This is a genomic window from Pseudovibrio sp. W74, from assembly GCF_001623085.1.
Classification (GTDB): Bacteria; Pseudomonadota; Alphaproteobacteria; order Rhizobiales; family Stappiaceae; genus Pseudovibrio.
Map to the genome: position 1 here is coordinate 140810 of NZ_LMCJ01000057.1, position 17726 is coordinate 158535.

Genomic DNA, 17726 nt, shown 5'->3' on the forward strand with positions numbered 1-17726 from the left:
AGAGCCTGAGGAGTCCGGCGTGTCCGACACTATTATTGCAAAGAAATCAACAGCTCCCGCTGGTGGCTGGGGTGCCGTGTGGAGCTGTGGTCAGGCTCTGTTGCAAAACACGTCGCTTACTTCAGGAATCCAGACAGTTTTGAGAACCAACCAGCCTGACGGTTTTATTGGCCCCGGCTGTGCATGGGTTGACCCTGAAAAAACCTCGTCCATCGAATTTTGTGAAAACGGCGTTAAAGCTGTTGCTGCCGAGATGACGGATAAGAGGATCACAGACTCCTTTTTTCAGGAATACACGGTTTCTGAATTGCAGACCTTCTCCGACATTGACCTTGAGGACCAAGGCCGTCTGACAGCTCCGCTGCGCTACAACAGAATAACGGATCGCTATAACGAAATCAGTTGGGCTGAGGCCTTCAAGGAAATTGGTGCAGAATTGCGGGGCATAAAAGACCCCAAAGAGGTCGTTTTTTATACCTCTGGACATGCAAGTAACGAAGCTGCCTTTCTCTATCAGCTGTTCGGGCGTGTTTATGGCTCCACAAACTTCCCGTCCAGCTCCAATATGTGCCATGAAGCAAGTGGTATTGCGCTTGAAGAAGCAATCGGCAGCGGACTGGCTACGGTTCGTCTGGAAGACTTCTCCAAAGCTGATGCCATCTTCGTTTTTGGCCACAATCCGGGCTCGACTGACCCGCGGATGTTGCCGGTGCTACGCGCAGCCACGCAACGCGGCGCACATGTGGTGTCCTTTAACCCGCTTAAAGAGCGCGGACTGGAACGCTACGCGGACCCCAAGAACCAACTAGAGATGATGCGGTTTGGTTCTGCACCTGTTGCGAGCCATTTCTTCACCCCGAAGCTGGGTGGTGACATGGCGGCGGTGCGCGGCATGGTGAAGACCATCCTGGCATGGGACTATGAGCGGATACTCACCCATAGCCATGTTGACCGGGTGTTTATTGAAGAGAACTGCAACGGGTTTGAGAGCTATGAAAAAGCGCTTGAACTGACGCCTTGGAAAGAGATTGAAGACCAGTCCGGCCTCTCCCGCGACGAGATTGAAAGAGCAGCTGCGATTTATGTGCAGGCAGATCGCCCGATCATTACGTGGGGTACAGGGATCAGCCAGCACAAACACTCTGTTGCAACAATCCGCGAGATCATGAACCTATTGTTCACTCGCGGAAACGTTGGCAAGCCGGGGGCTGGTGCTTGCCCGATGCCGGGCCATGCGAACACGCAGGGTATTCGCCGTATGGGCATTACCTCTGACCCTTCAGAGGAGTTTCTGACTTCTTTGCAGCAGGCCTTTGAGTTTGACCCGCCGATGGATGCCGGTGTTGATGCTGTTGAGTCCATCAAGATGATGGATGAGGGCAAGCTGCGGGTCTTCATGAGCCTTGGAGGCAACTTTACCCGCTCTGCGCCGGACACAAATCTGACAGAGGAAGCCATACGCAAATGTCGCCTGACGGTGAGCATTGCAACCAAGCTGAACCGAAGTCATCTGATGACAGGCGCCCTCTCATACATTCTGCCTAGTCTGGGCCGTACTGAGTATGATGACCAGCGTTCTGGTGAGCAGATGGTCACCGTGGAGGATTCACTCTCCAGAATCCACGGATCTGCTGGTGTAAACCCGCCAGCTTCTGATCTTTTGATGTCAGAACCTGCGATTATTGCCGGATTGGCCAGAGCGACCCTTGGCAACAAGGTGGTCAACTGGACGCATTACATCGAGAACTATGATCGCATTCGGGAAAAGATTGAGGAAGTGCTGCCTGAGTTTGCCGGGTTTAACGGCCAGGTGCGAACGCCGGGCGGATTTTATCTGAGTAATCCGATTGCCGACCGAAGATGGGCAACAAAGTCCGGCAAAGCTGAGTTTTCCGGCTACTCGCTTCCGCTTGCGACATCGGCACAGCAAACCTCCAGAGCGCCCAAGCTTACGTTCACCTTGCAGAGCCTTCGATCCAACGATCAGTTCAACACCACCGTTTACACACTCAACGACCGTTACCGAGGTATCTCTGGCGGGCGCAAAGTGGTGTTCATGAACCCAATCGACATGCGACGGGCGGGTGTTTCCAAGGGCGAAAAGGTTGATATCGGAACGGTGAGCGAAGATGGACGCAATCGGCGTGCCCTCGATTTTCAGGTGGTGCCCTACGACATGCCACAGGGCTGCATTGCCTCTTACTTCCCGGAGGTGAATGTCCTTATACCCGTTTACTCCGTAGGCGACCAGTCCGGCACCCCAACGAGCAAGGCTATTCCCGTGTCACTGTCGAAATCTCGTCGTCGGGGGTGATTTTTCTGTTTTGACTGTCAGAGTTTGTTGAACTGCCTATCGTAAGCATGGCTTTGACAATCTGCCCATGCGTCTTTGTCATGGCGTTTCGTAGGAGGAATGAGCGTATGTGCTCTTCACACCATTCCCCCTACAAGCTTGCAATTGCTTGAATAATTTAGGCAGTCGCAAGTTGTGAGGTGGAGATGCAATCTCCAAACTACTCAGTTCGGTTCCATTTTTGGCCTGCGCAAATGAACATCACGCAGCCCGACACTTTTAGCTGGCTGCCAAGCATGTCCATTTTCCCGTTATAGGTCTTGCCATCAAAAACACGCCAGAATTTTCCATCACGATATTTACCGCCCGGCTTAGGGGTCATATCCCAAAGAATTGTCTTGCCGATATTGCCGTCATTTACCGGTGTCCCATCTTCTTCGAAAAGCCGCAAAAGCGTTCCACACATCTTGTCGCCACATTGCTCGATTTTGACATGACTGTATCGGCCTTCATCCAGCCCAGTTTCCCAAACGCCAATTGCCGGATCTGCCGCTAAAGCTATGCTTGACGACATGGTGAGCGCTATCACACTAGAGAGCATGAGAGTTTTCATGTGTGTATTCCCTTTCAAATTTTAGGTTTTTAAAGTGTTGCTGATCGCAAACTAGTGCTTAGGCCAGGGACAGCCCGAGTGGCCTGCCCAATCTCCGAGGTAACTATTCTTGGCTTGAAAATTTAAGCTTTGAGAGCTTCAAGAAGTCTCAGTCAGGCCAACTCTGGAGAGCAGCATTTTTCGGGCTCGGCTCCCTGAGAGGGGCGGCAAGAAGTTGGTCGAGAACCGTCTGACTAACCCTTGCTCGAGCACGCTTTTGGGATTGGAGAAAGCCTTGAAACCAACCTTCCCTCCCTTGTAACGGCCCATGCCACTGTTCCCGACGCCGCCAAAGCCCATGGTGTGCGAACCGGCATGGATGAGGAAATCATTGACCGTCACGCCGCCAGCGCTTGTTTCAGATAAGATCCGATCAATGCTCGTACGGTCATTGCCATGAATGTAGAGGGCCAGAGGTTTCTCTTTGCTATTGATAATCGCAAGGGCATCCCCCAGTGTCCTGTAGCTAAGAACTGGCAAGATAGGGCCGAAGATCTCTTCCTTTGATAGCATCAGGTCAGGCTTGGGGTTGGCCACAAGCGTAAGAGGAAATTTTCGACTCTCGAGATCAGGCAGAGCTTCTCCTTCAGGGATAATCTCACGAATACGAGCGCCGCTTTCCCGCGCCTCTTCAATGTAAGAGTTCAACCGCTTAAAAGATGCCTCTCCAACGACAGCGGTATACTGCGGATTTTTCAGTACTGTCGGATAGATAGAGTGGGCCTCTTCTTCCAACAAGTTCAGAAATGTTTCGAACTGGGCTTCTGGCACCAGTGCATAGTCTCCAGCTATGCAAACTTGCCCACCATTCATGAGGCGCGTTTTTACTGTTTTGCGCGCGACAGAACGCAAATCAGCATCTTCCATAACCAGCACTGGAGACTTGCCACCAAGTTCCAGAAGGACTGGTGTCAGGTTCTTGGCTGCCGCTGCCATGATGTGACGAGCTGTTGTTGCCCCGCCGGTGAAGACCAGCTTATCCCACGGCAATGAAGAGAGGAACTTTGCCACGTCAACATCACCGGTAACGACAGCAATTTCAGATGGATCAAAGTATTTTGCCACGAGCCTCGTCATCAAAGCTCCGGTTTCAGGCATGATTTCCGGGAAACGCATCATGACCGTGTTGCCAGCAGCAATGGCGTCGATAGCCGGGTCAAAGGCCAGTGTAATTGGTGCATTGAAGGGAGATATGACCCCAACCACGCCCAAAGGCTCATGGAGGATGTAGGAGCGTTGACCCAAGAGGCGCATGAACCCGTCTGATTGGCGTTCCGGTTTCATCCAGGCTTTCAAGTTTTTGCGAACGATTTTGACATTTTCAAGCGGTGAATAGACGTCCCCCATGAACGCCACATCAGGATCACGAGTACCGAAATCGGCCTGCAACGCCTGCACCATTGCCGGATAATTTTCGCGGAACAGAGACTCGATACGCCCCAACCGGTCCATTCGCGTTTCAAATGAAACTGACTTCGATGAGGCATAGTTTCTTTTTTGCAAGTCAAAGACCTGCTGAACCTGCTCAATTTTATTCATCGGTTGCACCTGACCCTCTTTAATTTCGCCGGAAGTCGTTCTTTATTGACTAGTAAAGACTGATAGCCCCTTATATAAAAGACCATCGGTTCTTTTCAAGTCAATTATTTTCTCCTGAAATGCCTAGATTGAGGAATGAAGGTATGTCTCAAACATTCAAACAGAAGTCTGATTGTGTGTTGTTTTCGGAAAACTGGTTGGAAGCTCCCCTGCGCACAGGAGCGGTATTGCCAAGCTCTTCGGAGTTAGCCAGAGCTATGGTCTTTGCCTCTGCCATCAAACCTGGCGCCCGGGTACTTGAAATTGGTCCCGGCACAGGCTGCGTCACGCGTGCGCTGTTGAATGCAGGTGTTGAAGAAAAAGATTTAACGCTGATTGAGTTGTCGAAATCATTTACTGAAGGGTTATCCAGGGACTTCCCAGCAGCTATTTTGTTGCAACAGGATGCTTACCAGACACTCAAAAATCTTTCTCATGGGAAGACGCAATTTGACGCCGTTGTTTCAAGCCTGCCTCAATTTGTTTACCCGAAAGAAAAACGCGAACAGTTTCGTGATCATTGCCTTGAAGTTCTCAAGCCAGGTGGACGATTAGTGCAGTTTACCTATTCAACAATCTCACCTATTCCAAAGCGAAAAGGTGTTCAGGCCATCAGGTCACGACGTGTCTGGAAAAATATCCCTCCTGCAGTCGTATGGGCCTATCAACCCACTTATGCTGCACCCTAAGCTACTTTTTTGAATGATTGATGGGGTAAGAGCTACATCCCATCAAGGCTTGGGTTAGATTTGGCGATAAAGGCGAGCTATTCGGAGAAACCATGGACTTCAAGCGCGCACGCAAGGATGAGCAGAAAGCTGCTCGACGCGAAAACATCCTCAAAATGGCGAAGGAACTATGCTCTCAAAAGGGCGTGATGAATTGGTCGCTCAACGAACTCGGCAAACACGCAGCGGTAAACAAATCTAATCTTTATCGCTATTTTGGGAGCCGCGAAGAAATCCTTATGACCTTGATGCATGAGGAAATGTGCTTGTTTGTAGATAATTTTCAAAACAATGTTTCTCAACGAACCGTCTCGATTGAGGACCTTAGCAAAATTATAACTGATCAATATTGTGAGCAGCCATTTTTGTGCGAGCTGCTTTGTATTTCCGCATCATTTTTGGAACACAACACTCATTTGGAAGCCATCAAAAAGATCAAGCTGCAAGGCTTGGGGCTTTATGAAAGAGTTGCGACCAAAATTGCAGAGGCAATGAATGGTAGTAGCAAGGAAGACGGCCAGAAAATTGCATTCACATCCGCCCTGCTGGTTTCAGGTCTGTGGCCAATGGCCAGTCCATCAAACCCAATAAGAGAGCTTTCTCAGTTTGAAGGCCTTGAATGGCTCAACCTCTCATTTCGAGATGAGCTATTTGACGCGATCTACACATACATCATCGGACTACAAGCAAAGAAAAGCAGACTGTAGGAAAAACACTCAAAAGCGCGAGAAAGTTGATATCGGAACGGTGAGCGAAGACGACGGCATTCGGCGTGCCCTCGCTTTTCAGATGATGCTCTACGACATGCCACAGGGCTGCATCGCCTCATACTTCCCGGAGGTGAATGTCCTAGTACCCGCTTACTCCGTAGGCAACCAATCCGCGCCCCCAACGAGTAAGGCTATTCCGGTGTCGCTGTCTAAATCACGCAGGCGCTCCTGATCTCATTGTTTTGGGGAAGTATGAGATGTGGGATGGTAAACTGATTTCGTTCCGAAAACGCTACCCGCCACTTACGTTTGTCAGCATCAGCTTTTATTTTGGGGTGCCAGATGCACAACAACGTCGATACTCGTCACCTCGTAACCTTCTGGGGGATCAGCAAACTTTGCGAGTGACAACTTCTGATCAGGGCAATCCATAATACGGTTTTCAGCGGGAACATAGAAATGGCGATGATCGCCAATATCGGTGTCATACCACACTTTATCAGTAGAGACTGCAATGCGCCGGATGAGATTGTGCTGCTCAAAATCGCGCAGTGCATTATAGGTTGTGGCAAGCGACAGGTGCTTGCCGTCTGCGAGAAGTTCTGCAAACAGCATGGCAGCATCTAGATGCCGATGCCCCCCCGAAAACAAATGCTTGGCAATGAGGCACCTTTGCTTCGTCAAACGCAGACCAGCATTTCGAAATTTAGTAGGTAAGTCGATTGAGGTGTCTAGAGTTGTATTTATCGACATAAGATGCCTTCCCTGATGGTATGCGCAAAGCCGGGCTTATTCTGTCTTCAGCAGTCAAAATCTTCGACCTGAGTTATTACAGATAAATTTATTGCAAATGAGAAGCATTCGCAACTAAAAATCAAAACCCTAAATATACGAGGGGAAACGAGACACGACGGGTCATGACCCATCTTTTGAGTAACTCCACCTGAGATCGAGGCAACTCATTTAAGCGACGCTGCAGCGCGAATAAAGTTTAGTCGGAGGTTGTGAGCCTTACTCCGCAGTTATCATCCGCGAAGACACGATCATGTGAACATATTTTATATGTAGTCAGAATATTTCCATAGTTAAATAATTAAACTCCGGTAGAGGAAAATTCTATTTCTTCAATTTGGAGTTTATATTGGGCTTCTGTTGTATTTAACTTTATGTCCCCCAAATCGAATTAGTTTCACAAGAAGGATAGTGATTTGCGTAGTTTGTTTCTGGCTTCAGCTCTGATACTTGGGAGTTTTTATCCCGCCATGGCTCAAGATATTATCAAGGTCGACACCAATAAAGCAGTGCAAGAGACTATGGATGCGCTGGAGGCTACTGCTAGAAAGGCGGGGGCAACAATCTTTGCTCGTGTTGATCATGCTGCGGGAGCCGAAAAAGTAGGCATGTCCATTCCAGCGAACCAGTTGCTGATTTTCGGTAATCCGGTTCTTGGTACCCCTGCGATGGAGATCGACCCGCGGGCAGGCCTGTACCTGCCACTTAAAGTGCAGGTCTATGAGGATTCCGAGGGGCAGGTCTGGTTGGCTTACGAAGATCCGAAAGAAACAATGAAGGATCTGGATAATGTCGATAAGTCCCCGGTAATCGAAAAAATGCGCGGTGTTTTGGCGAAGCTGACCTCCAGGGCTGCCAAATAGTCGAGTTCGACAACTGATGAAGACATTCAGTCTATTCCAGGGTCTATAAAACGACCCTGGATATGTAAAAATGGCCATCTACGTCGAACCTATAGGTGCTTGTTCACACAGCGACTGCTGATAGCGAACACAATCAGAACCAACTGGTGTTTCTCCAAAGCATACTGGCAAGAACCAGCTCCAGCTTACCCGAACTAAGCCTGCTTGTAGTTTAGGATGTCAGTACCACCTCCCCTAATCATCTTCTTAAAGGATGTTCAGATGACGCTCTCCGCTGTCGCAAATGAGGACGGAGCCTCTCTGATCGCATTCCATCATCTCTTTGACCGATGCCAGAGGTCCATAAAGATTTGCATCTGTTGAGCCGCCGCACTTGCGCAGGATTACACTTTTCAACCATCACGACAATTCCAAGGACCGCACCCCCTCTTCCTTCAAAAGAGGGAACATGCTTGGGACCGTGGCACTATTAAAGTTCTCGGGTCAAAAGAGGTGATGTTGACAATTGCCGTTATGTACATAAAGTATAGTTACTATATTTAAATCATAAAGGAGAAACTATGTCGTTTAATTCGCTGCAGAATACAGTCACGATCATGCGCAGGCTTGCGCTGGCCTTTGTTGTCTCTTTGGCATTCACGAGTATTGTCTCGGCAGAACCGTTCCAAGAGGTGACTATTGGTGTCCCGGTGCCTTCTCTGGAAGAAGCAGAGGTGTGGTATGCCAAGTTTCTTGGTCCTGATACCGAAGTGATCAGACCAGTCCCCGGTGTCGTGGAGTTCAAGGTTGCACCGGGTGTTTGGCTTCAGGTCTTCGAGGCAGATGACGCGCAATCAACTGGCGCCATTGTCCGTTTCCTGGTGGACGATATGGCAACTTCGCAGCAAGCACGATCTGAAGTGAACATCGACACTGGTGAAGCAGTCGAAATACCAGAGGTCGTTACATATTCGGAGTTTGCCGATCCTTCTGGCAATGCTTTAGGATTCTATGATCTGCCTTGATGGTGCAGCAAGTACGCTGGTGACGTTGGTACCGGCGTACTTTCCAGAGTTAAACCACTTTAGATTCCGTCGATTTCAGCGAAGTCTATGAGTTTGTGCATGTAGGGTAAGAGGTCCAGATTTTTACTGGCCACCCAGTTGTCGTCGTAAAGAGTGTCCAGATAACGCTCTCCGCTATCGCAGATGAGGGTGACGATGGAGCCTTCCTGATCGTTTTCCATCATCTCCTTGGCCAATGCGAGCGCACCATAAAGGTTTGTGCCTGTTGAGCCGCCGCATTTGCGCAGAATAACCCCTTCCAACCATCTGATTGTCGCAATACTCGCTGCGTCCGGGATATCAATCATTCTGTCAATTACATCCGGCATGAAGGAGGGTTCTACTCGTGGTCTGCCGATCCCCTCAATCAGTGAGGGTTTGTTCCTGACGATGCTTTTGTCTCTGTTTCTGTAGTACTCATGAAACACGGAGTTCTCGGGATCTACGACACAGAGCTGTGTTTTGGGGTAATCCTGTGTGTGCAGCCGGATGTATCGGCCAATGGTGGCTGTTGTCCCGCCTGTTCCGGCACTCATGACAATCCATTTGGGTGCGGGGAAGCGTTCCAGCTCCATTTGGGAGAACAGGCTCTGGGCTATGTTGTTGTTGCCGCGCCAATCTGTTGCCCGCTCTGCATAGGTGAACTGGTCCACGTAATGGCCGCCCAGTCCTTTTGCCAATCGCGCCGCTTCCTTATAGATCTGATAGGGTTCTACCAGATGCACCTCACCGCCCAGCGCTTCGATCTCCCTTATCTTCCCCGTCGCCGTGGCCTTGGGAGCAATTGCGACGAAGGGGTTACCGATCAGCCGTGCAAAATACGCTTCTGAGATCGCGGTTGAACCTGAGGAGGATTCTACGATTGGTGTCCCTTCCCTGATCCAGCCATTACAGATGCCGTATAAGAAGAGCGAGCGTGCCAACCTGTGCTTGAGGCTTCCGCTTGGGTGGGTGCTTTCGTCTTTCAGGTAAAGATCAATCCCCGCCTTGGTGAGCTTGGGAATGTTCAGTTTGATGAGGTGTGTGTCAGCCGAGCGGTTGTAATCCGCCTCAATGTTCTGGATCGCCTGCAGCGCCCATGCTCTGCTAGAGGGGTTTCTGTGGTTGGTATGGCTGTTGAACTCCAGCATGAAAACACCTGACTTGCCGTTGCTTCAGCACGCCCTGCTCGCGGCGTGCTTCTTTGGGGCAAGTATAGCTGGCGCTTGGATCGCAGCATGCGCGGATCGCTGCCGTATAAAACAGAGAGTAAAGCTGCTGGTGAAAATGAGAGGGTTTTGAACGAGCAAGGCCCACAGGAGCGGGCCTTACATGCTTTGCTTAGAGAGACGCGATATTGCCTCAGCTTGCCAGTGCCGGGATCATGCCTATGACGCCTTCGGCGAGCATGCCCATGGCGATTGCGGCGAGCACCATGCCCATGAGGCGGGTTACGACGCCCATACCTGACTCGCCGAGCTTGTTTGCAATGGGTTTTGAAACTGAGAACAAGAGACCGGTGAACAGCGCAAGCCCAACCGCTGCGATGGATAGGTCAATCTTGGCCCAGATCCCAGAATGACGCTCAGCGGCGACAATGGCTGTTGCAATAGCGCCTGGTCCGGCAACGATTGGAATGGCAAGTGGGACTACGGCGATGTGGTTCTGCTCTGCTGCGGAGGCTGCTTCCTGCGGGGTTTGGCGGTGGCTGTTGTCACTGCGCAACATGGAGAGGGCGATCAGTAGGACAATCACGCCGCCAGCAGCACGCAGTTCATGGACGGTTATGCCGAAGAACTTGAGAAGAATGCCACCCGTCCAGGTGACGGTGAGGAGCGTCAGGGCGATTGCACCTGCGCATGTCCACGCGATGCGCCGTGCGGTGGCGGCATCTCTGTCGGCGGTCATACCCGCGAAAACGCCCGTGTTTCCGATGGGGTTCATCATGGAGAAAAGCGCAGCAATGTAGGTGATCAGAGCCGTTTCGGTCATTATATGCTTTCTGTTGTTTGCTTTGCACGTAGGGGGGATATTGAGCAAAGCATGCAACATACTGATCACTGTAAAAGCATACAACTTAAAGGATTTTAATAGTCGCGAGTTCTTGTAATCGAGGGAGGGTTAGCTGTGGCTGGCTTTGGAGGGCCAGTATTGGGCTCTGTATTGCGAGGGTGTCAGGCCGAAGTGTTTTTTGAAGATGTTGGTGAAGGATGAGGCGTTCTCATAGCCAATCTGGAAGGCGATGGTTGCGATGGATTGGTCTGTTGATCTGAGCAGGGTCAGTGCTTTGTCCAGGCGCATCTCCAATTGGAGTTGTTTTGGGGATTTGCCGTAGGAGGCTTTGAGTTTCTTTTGCAGGCTGCTGACCGAGTAGCCGCCCTCTTTCGCGATATCCGAGATCTTGTTGTGAGTGGGCAGCTGTTCTTTTACGCTCTGCAATCGATGTGAGATTGCGTTTTGGTCGATGAAATCTGCGCTTCGGCCTGTTGCCAGTTCAAGAGCTGTGTTCAGGATGGAGGCAGCGCCGTTTGCGTCTACTTCAAACGTGTCTGTGAGCGAGGCGACGAAGTTGAGGTACTTCAGTGCGAGCGGTGAGAGCTCCTGATGGCTGTCGCCGGGATGCCGGAAGAACTGAGAGATGGCCGCTCTGTCGCTGACGTCGATGATCAGAAAGCGGCTGCCGGCGGTGGTTTCGCTGTCGTGCAGGGTTTCTGGCGCTATGAGGCCGACGGAACCGACTGTCAGTTGCTTGAAGTGGCCGCCAATTTCAATCTGCATTTCGCCCTGCAACGGAACAACAGCCTGCGCGAATGCGTGGTGGTGTCCGAGTTCCAGCCGGTCATATTCACGGATGACAGCTTGATAGGGCATGACTTCGTTCCAGATCTCCACTCTTGGTCCAAAAGCTTGTTTAAGAGGACTGCTGGCTCAGGGATACCGCGGTCTTTCGAAAATCTCAAAAAGAAAATCTATTTCCTGTTTTGCCTAATTCTAATATGCAGGAAATGGGGCAGGATCTGGTCGGTTTCGTTGGAACCTCCAGCGATGTGATGGCCTCAGTCTTCAAGCGGAATTTTAAATGCTACAGAACCAAACAGCTGGCAAGGTCAGCGCTGCGACTTCCATCGGGAGTATCTCCATTGTGCTATGGGGCACGCTTGCTGTGCTGACCAAGCTGACCGGTGATCAGTTTCCGCCGTTCCAGCTGCTGGCCATGACGTTTACGGTGGCGACGCTCACACTCTCCGGCAAGCTGTTGACGGGAAAGGCTAATGTGCGTTCTGCCTTCAAGCTGCCTCTGTCCGGCTGGTTGCTTGGTGTTGGCGGATTGTTTGGGTTCCATGCGCTGTACTTTGTTGCTTTGCAGAATGCGCCTGCTGTTGAAGCGGGACTGATTGCCTACATCTGGCCGCTGCTCATTGTATTGTTCTCTGCCCTGTTGCCGGGAGAAACCATTACAAGGTGGCATGTTGGCGGGGCTCTTGTTGCGCTTGCAGGGTATTGGGTTTTGCTTGGCTGGGACAGTTCAGCAGGCAATCTGCAATGGGAGTATGTTGTTGGCTATGTGGCGGCGGCGGGTTGTGCATTGATCTGGTCCAGCTATTCTGTTTTGAGCCGACTGATCAAGACCACCTCTTCTGATGCCGTGATTGGCTATTGTGCTTTAACTGCCGTGTTTGGCTGGCTCGCGCATTTCCTCTGGGAGACCACTGCTGTCCCTCAGGATCTTACACAAATCATCGCCGTGATTGGTTTGGGTCTGGGGCCCGTGGGCATTGCCTTTTACACGTGGGATTTTGGAGTGAAGCACGGCAACGTTCAACTGCTCGGCGTCCTCGCCTATGGTGCGCCTTTGATCTCAACGCTTCTGTTGATCGCGTTTGGAGAAGGCACCCTTGCCGCTAACATCGTAATCGCAGCGCTGGCGATTGCAGGAGGGTCTTTGATCGCGGCGAAAAGAGCGGCCTGACATTCAGGCCAAATTTCGCTGCATTTCTGGCACTATTATTCTCCATTACTCGAATCGCAAGGCTTTTCAATAGGATGTTTTATGAGCAATAATAGTATTAAGTTTTATCAGGATAATGCCAGCGAGTATGCGACGCACAAGAACCTGCCTAACTCCATGCTGTTTCCATTCCTCAAACACTGTAAGGCAGGTGGACGAATCTTGGAGCTTGGGACGGGTGCGGGTGTTGATGCCCAAGCCATTCTTGAAGCAGGCTTTGAGCTTGATGCGACTGACGGCTCATCAGAGTTGGCAACTCTGGCAACCCAACGCCTTGGTCAGGAAGTCAAGGTCATGATGTTTAATGAGCTGACCGCAACGAATACCTATGATGGCGTGTATGCTTGTGCCTCGCTGACACATGCCTTGAGAGAGGATCTGCCTTCTATCTTCGAGAAGATCTATCGCGCTTTGGTCTCAGGAGGTTCAGTATGGGCCAGCTTCAAAGTGGGCACTCATGATGGCACTGACAGCTTTGGCCGCTACTACAACTACATCTCAAAAGAAGAGCTGAATACCCTTTGGAAACAGGCTGGCCCTTGGTCTTCTATAGCCTATGAGAGTTGGGAGGGCAGCGGGTTCGACAAAGCCCCCACCAGTTGGGTCGCGATTACTGCTTCCAAGTGATTATTGAAGCACGACCGTTGTTGAGACGCTGTTCGGTTGAGCTTGTAGGAGACCATGGAGACTTTCCAAACCATAGCACCAAACGTGAGGTCAGTTGGGCGACTTTCTGCCGCTGACAAGCACGGAATACTGCCCGTCATTGGCCAAGCTCCCGAAGAACCATTGCTAAGTGAGTTAGCCAGTGTTGCAGAAGAACTTCACACTCAGTTGGGCGAACAGTTTCACAGTCTGGCTCTTCGCGGCTCGGCCTCTCGGAAAACCTTTGTCAAAGGCGTTTCAGATGTAGACTTGATCATCTTTGCTCAAAGTCCAGAAGTTCCAAATCTGTTTCCAAGCCATTGGATCACTCAGACATCAGATATCGATTTGGAATGGATCAAGCCTGAAGATTTTCTGCTTTCCACCAAGTATCGCTGGCTGAGGTTTTCACTCAGTTTTTCGGGATATTGCTTTGGACCGCAAAATATTCTGAATAAGCTGCCTGCCCCATCTCTTGGACCGCACGCGATCGCCCACCTTCATGGAGTCCATAAATGGGCTGCATCCTGGCGAACTCATTTCGATGACGCTCAAACCGATGCTGAGCGCAAACGCGTATGCAGCTGGTTGATGAAGCGAGTTATCCGCTCACTGTTTGAAGCAGAAATGTTAGCCTTGAATGTTTACTCCCGAGATATCTTCCCATGCGCAAACATCGCCTCCTCTGCCTTTCCGCAGTATTCGTCGATGATCTGGCGAGCAGCAGAACTTGCGATAGCACCGTCTTCTGAGTTTCAAAGCATCTCTGAAGTTGCCGGGACCCTGCTTCCGTTCCTGCTCAAGTTACAAACAGAGCAAAGATTGGGGTGCTTCAATCCCGCTTCCCCTGAAAGAACGCCTTCAGCATGGCGGCGGAATCTGTTTCGGCGAGGCCGGAGTAGACGTCGGGGGTGTGGTGGCAGGTTGGGGAGGAGTAGAAGCGGACGCCGTGGTCTACGCCGCCGCCTTTGGCATCCCCTGCCCCATAATAGAGCCTGCGGATGCGAGCGAAGGAGATGGCCGCGGCACACATTGGGCATGGTTCCAGCGTGACGTAGAGGTCACAGCCTTCCAACCGCTGGGAGCTGAGCTGCTTTCCGGCTTCGCGAATGGCAAGCACTTCTGCGTGGGCGGTGGAGTCATTCAGCTCCAGTGTGCGGTTGCCCGCAGAGGATAAGACACTTCCATCTTTTACAACAACACAGCCAATGGGGACTTCGCCGCGCATTTCTGCTGCGCGCGCTTCCTCCAATGCCAGATCCATAAAAGTAGAGTTCAATGTGGGCGTCTTCATGGGGCCAAGCTAGTGCGTATTGCTAAAAAGTGGAAGCAAGATTTGGATAAAGACACGCAAAAACAAGAGATAAAGCAGTTTAACAAGAGCTAGACCTATGCGACGTGCAAATGTTCTGATCGCTCAAGCTGTCATCATTTATGAAAGTGTCAGGTGAGTCTGAGGCAACAAAATCAGAAAAAAATTCGAGAGTCTGCTTTTGCCCCTTTGCCAACTGGCGCCTCTTAGGTTATGACCGGAGCAGAGCACGCCCGCGTTTTGAATGCATCCACGCGTCGCGCTCCGTTTTCTTATTATGAGTGAATTCTTATCGTCTGGTTCTCTGCAATCAAACGGAATGCACTCTAACGACATTCGAATATTGTGTGGCATCTGGCAGACTGCTGGGCAGCCAAGGCGGTGACGCCTATGCGAGCTCATCCAGTGTATCTGATCAGAGTGTAGAAAGTTAAAGGCCCCGGTTCGCCGGGCAAGAGCCAATGAAAAACAGCGGTAAAAAACCATCTAGCTCCCCCCGCAAATCTGGCGAGCAGACCAAAAAATCCTCCGGCGACAAAAAACCAAATCAGACAGTCACCGTTGCAGGCGAACGTATTGCCAAGGCAATGGCACGTGCTGGTCTGTGCTCTCGCCGTGATGCAGAAACATGGATTGAAGCTGGCCGTGTCAGCGTCAACGGCACCGTGCTGGAAACACCAGCTTTTACCGTTACCCAAAAAGACAAGGTTGTCGTTGACGGCAAACCTCTGCCAACCCGTGAGCGGACGCGCCTCTGGCTCTTCCACAAACCACGTGGCACGGTAACCACGAATAAAGACCCTGAGGGTCGTAAAACTGTTTTTGACATCCTGCCTGCTGACATGCCACGCGTTGTGACTGTTGGCCGCCTGGACATCAACACCGAAGGTCTGCTGCTGCTGACCAATGATGGTGGCCTTTCCCGCGTGATTGAATTGCCTGCAACTGGCTGGCTGCGCCGCTACCGCGTGCGCGCCTACGGCAAGGTGACTCAAGAGCAGCTGGATGCCCTGAAAGACGGTGTTGCCATTGACGGTGTTCTTTATGGCGCTATTGAAGCGACACTGGACACTGAAAAAGGCGACAACGTTTGGCTGACCATTGGCCTGCGTGAAGGCAAGAACCGCGAAGTTAAGCGGATTCTTGAGCATCTTGACCTTTCCGTGAACCGCCTGATCCGCATTTCCTTTGGTCCGTTCCAGCTGGGCGACCTTGGTGACAGTGAACTGCAGGAAATCCGTGGCCGTGTGCTTCAAGACCAGCTGGGCGAACGCCTTGTTACTGAAGCTGACCTGGACTTTGACGCTCCTATCGTCAACCAGATGGATACCCGGACCAGCAAACAAGCCGAACTGAAGAAGAGAAAGAAATCTTCTGGTGGTGCCGGTGGTGGCTGGATCAGCGCAAAAGATGCTGCTGCTGTTCTTGCTAAGAACAAGAGTAAACCACTGCGCCATGGCAGCGACCAGAAAGATAGTGGTGGTGAACGCTCTGAACAGAACCCGTTTGGTGACCGTAAGCGCGTTGGTGTGAAACCAACCTTTGGTGACCGCAAGCCTTCTGAAGACCGTGGTGAGCGTAAATCCTTTGGCGACCGTGATCGCGGTGATCGTAAGCCATTCGGCGATCGTGATCGTGGTGAACGCAAGTCATTCGGTGATCGTGACCGTGGCGATCGCAAGCCATTTGGTGATCGTGACCGCGGCGACCGCAAATCATTCGGCGATCGTGACCGTCAGGCTGGACCTTCCCGCTTTGGCAGCAACGAGCGTGGTGGTTACATCAAGCCGCGCCGCGTGTTCAGCGCAGACGGCAGCGTAGATACATACACTCCAAGTTTTGATGAGGACGAAGGCAGAACCGCTGCGAAGCGTAAGCCGGAAGAGCGTCGTTTTGGCACCCGCACCAAGCGTGGTGACTTCGATTTGGCTCATGGCGGCACAAAACGTTCAGCTGAGGCCGACGCTCCAAAACGTGACGGTGGTCGCGGTGGTGACTTTAACCCTGCAGACAATGCGCGTTATTCTGGCGATACCGGTCCAACACCGGGTGAGCGCCGCTTCTCCAACCGTCGCTCCCGCGATGATGCGCCTTCTGATGAAAAGCGTGGTGGTTTCAATAAGGGACCACGTGGCGATAAGCGCGAAGGCGGTCGTGATGGTGGTCGTGATGGTGGTCGCGACGGCGAAAAGCGTGGCTTTAGCAAAGGCCCTCGCGAAGGTGGCCGTGATGGCGAAAAGCGCGGCTTCAGCAAAGGCCCTCGCGAAGGTGGCCGTGATGGCGGTAAGCCTGGCTTCAGCAAAGGCCCTCGTGAAGGTGGCCGTGATGGCGAAAAGCGCGGCTTTAGCAAAGGCCCTCGCGAAGGTGGCCGTGATGGCGGCAAGCCAAGCTTTAGCAAAGGCCCTCGCGAAGGTGGCCGTGATGGCGGCAAGCCGAGCTTCAGCAAAGGCCCTCGTGAAGGTGGCCGTGATGGCGGTAAGCCGAGCTTTAGCAAAGGCCCACGTGAAGGTGGTCGTGATGGCGGCAAGCCAAGCTTTAGCAAAGGTCCTCGCGAAGGTGGCCGTGATGGCGGTAAGCCAAGCTTCAGCAAAGGCCCTCGTGGCGGCGGCAAGAGCTTTGGCGGCGATAAAGCGCGTGGTGGTCGCCCAGGTGGTGATCGCTCTGGCGCGCCTCGTGGAAACAAAGGCGGCAGAAAATCGTGAGAATTGTTGCTGGACGCTTTCGGGGAACTGCTCTCGCTACGCCCAAGACACAAAACACACGGCCTACCAGTGACCGGATGAGAGAGACCATTTTTAATGTGCTCGCTCATTCCTATGACAATCCGGTTCAGGACGCACGCGTTCTGGACCTGTTTGCAGGGACCGGCGCTCTTGGTCTGGAAGCGATGAGCCGTGGCGGCAAGTACTGCGTCTTTGTTGAAGAGGCTGTTGAGCCGCGTGGTCTGATCCGCCGGAATGTGGAGACCACAGGACTGATGGGTGCCACAAAGATCTTGCGACGTGATGCGACATCTTTAGGGGAAGCGGGAACCATTGCTCCGTTCGACCTGGTGTTTCTGGATCCACCTTACCGCAATGAACTCGGCGAGAAGGCTCTGTCCAGCGCCGTAGCTGGTGGCT

The 17726-nt window shown here is 51.9% G+C and carries 16 protein-coding genes; 9 read left to right on the top strand and 7 right to left on the bottom strand.

The features are described from left to right. Nucleotides 1–19: 19 nt before the first annotated feature. Complete coding sequence (locus tag PsW74_RS23615) at nucleotides 20–2314, top strand: FdhF/YdeP family oxidoreductase (protein WP_063287186.1); 2295 nt, start codon at nucleotides 20–22, stop codon at nucleotides 2312–2314. Between the two features lie 199 nt (nucleotides 2315–2513). Here the strand turns inward: PsW74_RS23615 and PsW74_RS23620 are convergent, their stop codons facing one another. Beyond that, nucleotides 2514–2906, bottom strand: coding sequence for a DUF2147 domain-containing protein (locus PsW74_RS23620; protein WP_063287185.1), 393 nt, complete (start codon nucleotides 2904–2906; stop codon nucleotides 2514–2516). 138 nt (nucleotides 2907–3044) lie between these two features. Beyond that, a complete protein-coding gene (locus PsW74_RS23625; protein ID WP_063287184.1) occupies nucleotides 3045–4484 on the bottom strand; it encodes an aldehyde dehydrogenase family protein in 1440 nt (479 codons plus the stop codon). A 143-nt stretch (nucleotides 4485–4627) separates the two neighbouring features. Here PsW74_RS23625 and PsW74_RS23630 point away from each other — a divergent pair, with 143 nt between their 5' ends. Continuing rightward, nucleotides 4628–5212 carry a methyltransferase domain-containing protein gene (locus PsW74_RS23630; RefSeq protein WP_063287183.1) on the top strand — a complete coding sequence of 195 codons (585 nt, stop codon included), beginning with the start codon at nucleotides 4628–4630 and terminating at the stop codon, nucleotides 5210–5212. Between the two features lie 155 nt (nucleotides 5213–5367). Beyond that, on the top strand, nucleotides 5368–5958 hold the full coding sequence (locus tag PsW74_RS23635) for a TetR family transcriptional regulator (protein ID WP_193775915.1): 591 nt from the start codon (nucleotides 5368–5370) through the stop codon (nucleotides 5956–5958). A 321-nt stretch (nucleotides 5959–6279) separates the two neighbouring features. Here the strand turns inward: PsW74_RS23635 and PsW74_RS23640 are convergent, their stop codons facing one another. After that, nucleotides 6280–6714 carry a transcriptional repressor gene (locus tag PsW74_RS23640; protein WP_082830691.1) on the bottom strand — a complete coding sequence of 145 codons (435 nt, stop codon included), beginning with the start codon at nucleotides 6712–6714 and terminating at the stop codon, nucleotides 6280–6282. A gap of 509 nt (nucleotides 6715–7223) precedes the next feature. On the opposite strand from PsW74_RS23640, the gene PsW74_RS23645 reads away from it, so the two are divergent. Further along, the gene (locus PsW74_RS23645; protein ID WP_063287180.1) at nucleotides 7224–7616 is read left to right on the top strand and encodes a DUF302 domain-containing protein; all 393 of its coding nucleotides are present in this window, start codon (nucleotides 7224–7226) and stop codon (nucleotides 7614–7616) included. Between the two features lie 560 nt (nucleotides 7617–8176). Continuing rightward, on the top strand, nucleotides 8177–8620 hold the full coding sequence (locus tag PsW74_RS23650; protein WP_063287179.1) for a VOC family protein: 444 nt from the start codon (nucleotides 8177–8179) through the stop codon (nucleotides 8618–8620). 59 nt (nucleotides 8621–8679) lie between these two features. Here the strand turns inward: PsW74_RS23650 and PsW74_RS23655 are convergent, their stop codons facing one another. The 3 genes from PsW74_RS23655 to PsW74_RS23665 all read right to left on the bottom strand — a co-directional run bounded on the left by PsW74_RS23655 (nucleotide 8680) and on the right by PsW74_RS23665 (nucleotide 11509). After that, on the bottom strand, nucleotides 8680–9789 hold the full coding sequence (locus PsW74_RS23655; protein ID WP_082596673.1) for a PLP-dependent cysteine synthase family protein: 1110 nt from the start codon (nucleotides 9787–9789) through the stop codon (nucleotides 8680–8682). Nucleotides 9790–10000: 211 nt separating this feature from the next. Continuing rightward, entirely contained in the window at nucleotides 10001–10630 is a 630-nt protein-coding gene (locus PsW74_RS23660) for an NAAT family transporter (RefSeq protein ID WP_063293716.1), read from the bottom strand. Nucleotides 10631–10759: 129 nt separating this feature from the next. Next, nucleotides 10760–11509: an AraC family transcriptional regulator gene (locus tag PsW74_RS23665; protein ID WP_063287177.1), complete on the bottom strand. Its 750-nt coding sequence runs from the start codon at nucleotides 11507–11509 to the stop codon at nucleotides 10760–10762. A 208-nt stretch (nucleotides 11510–11717) separates the two neighbouring features. Between PsW74_RS23665 and PsW74_RS23670 the strand changes: the two genes are divergently transcribed. After that, complete coding sequence (locus PsW74_RS23670) at nucleotides 11718–12608, top strand: EamA family transporter (protein WP_063287176.1); 891 nt, start codon at nucleotides 11718–11720, stop codon at nucleotides 12606–12608. An 81-nt stretch (nucleotides 12609–12689) separates the two neighbouring features. Beyond that, nucleotides 12690–13274 (top strand): class I SAM-dependent methyltransferase, encoded by a 585-nt coding sequence (locus PsW74_RS23675; protein WP_063287175.1) that lies wholly within the window; start codon nucleotides 12690–12692, stop codon nucleotides 13272–13274. 850 nt (nucleotides 13275–14124) lie between these two features. Here PsW74_RS23675 and PsW74_RS23680 read toward each other — a convergent pair. Then, nucleotides 14125–14556, bottom strand: a complete 432-nt coding sequence (locus tag PsW74_RS23680; protein ID WP_063287174.1) for a nucleoside deaminase — start codon at nucleotides 14554–14556, stop codon at nucleotides 14125–14127. Between the two features lie 509 nt (nucleotides 14557–15065). On the opposite strand from PsW74_RS23680, the gene PsW74_RS30165 reads away from it, so the two are divergent. Together PsW74_RS30165 and PsW74_RS23690 are read left to right on the top strand one after the other, a co-directional pair. Then, nucleotides 15066–17306: a pseudouridine synthase gene (locus PsW74_RS30165; protein WP_082830692.1), complete on the top strand. Its 2241-nt coding sequence runs from the start codon at nucleotides 15066–15068 to the stop codon at nucleotides 17304–17306. Next, on the top strand, nucleotides 17303–17726 hold a 424-nt coding region (locus PsW74_RS23690), incomplete at its 3' end, for an RsmD family RNA methyltransferase (protein ID WP_244277899.1). The genes PsW74_RS30165 and PsW74_RS23690, both read left to right, overlap by 4 nt.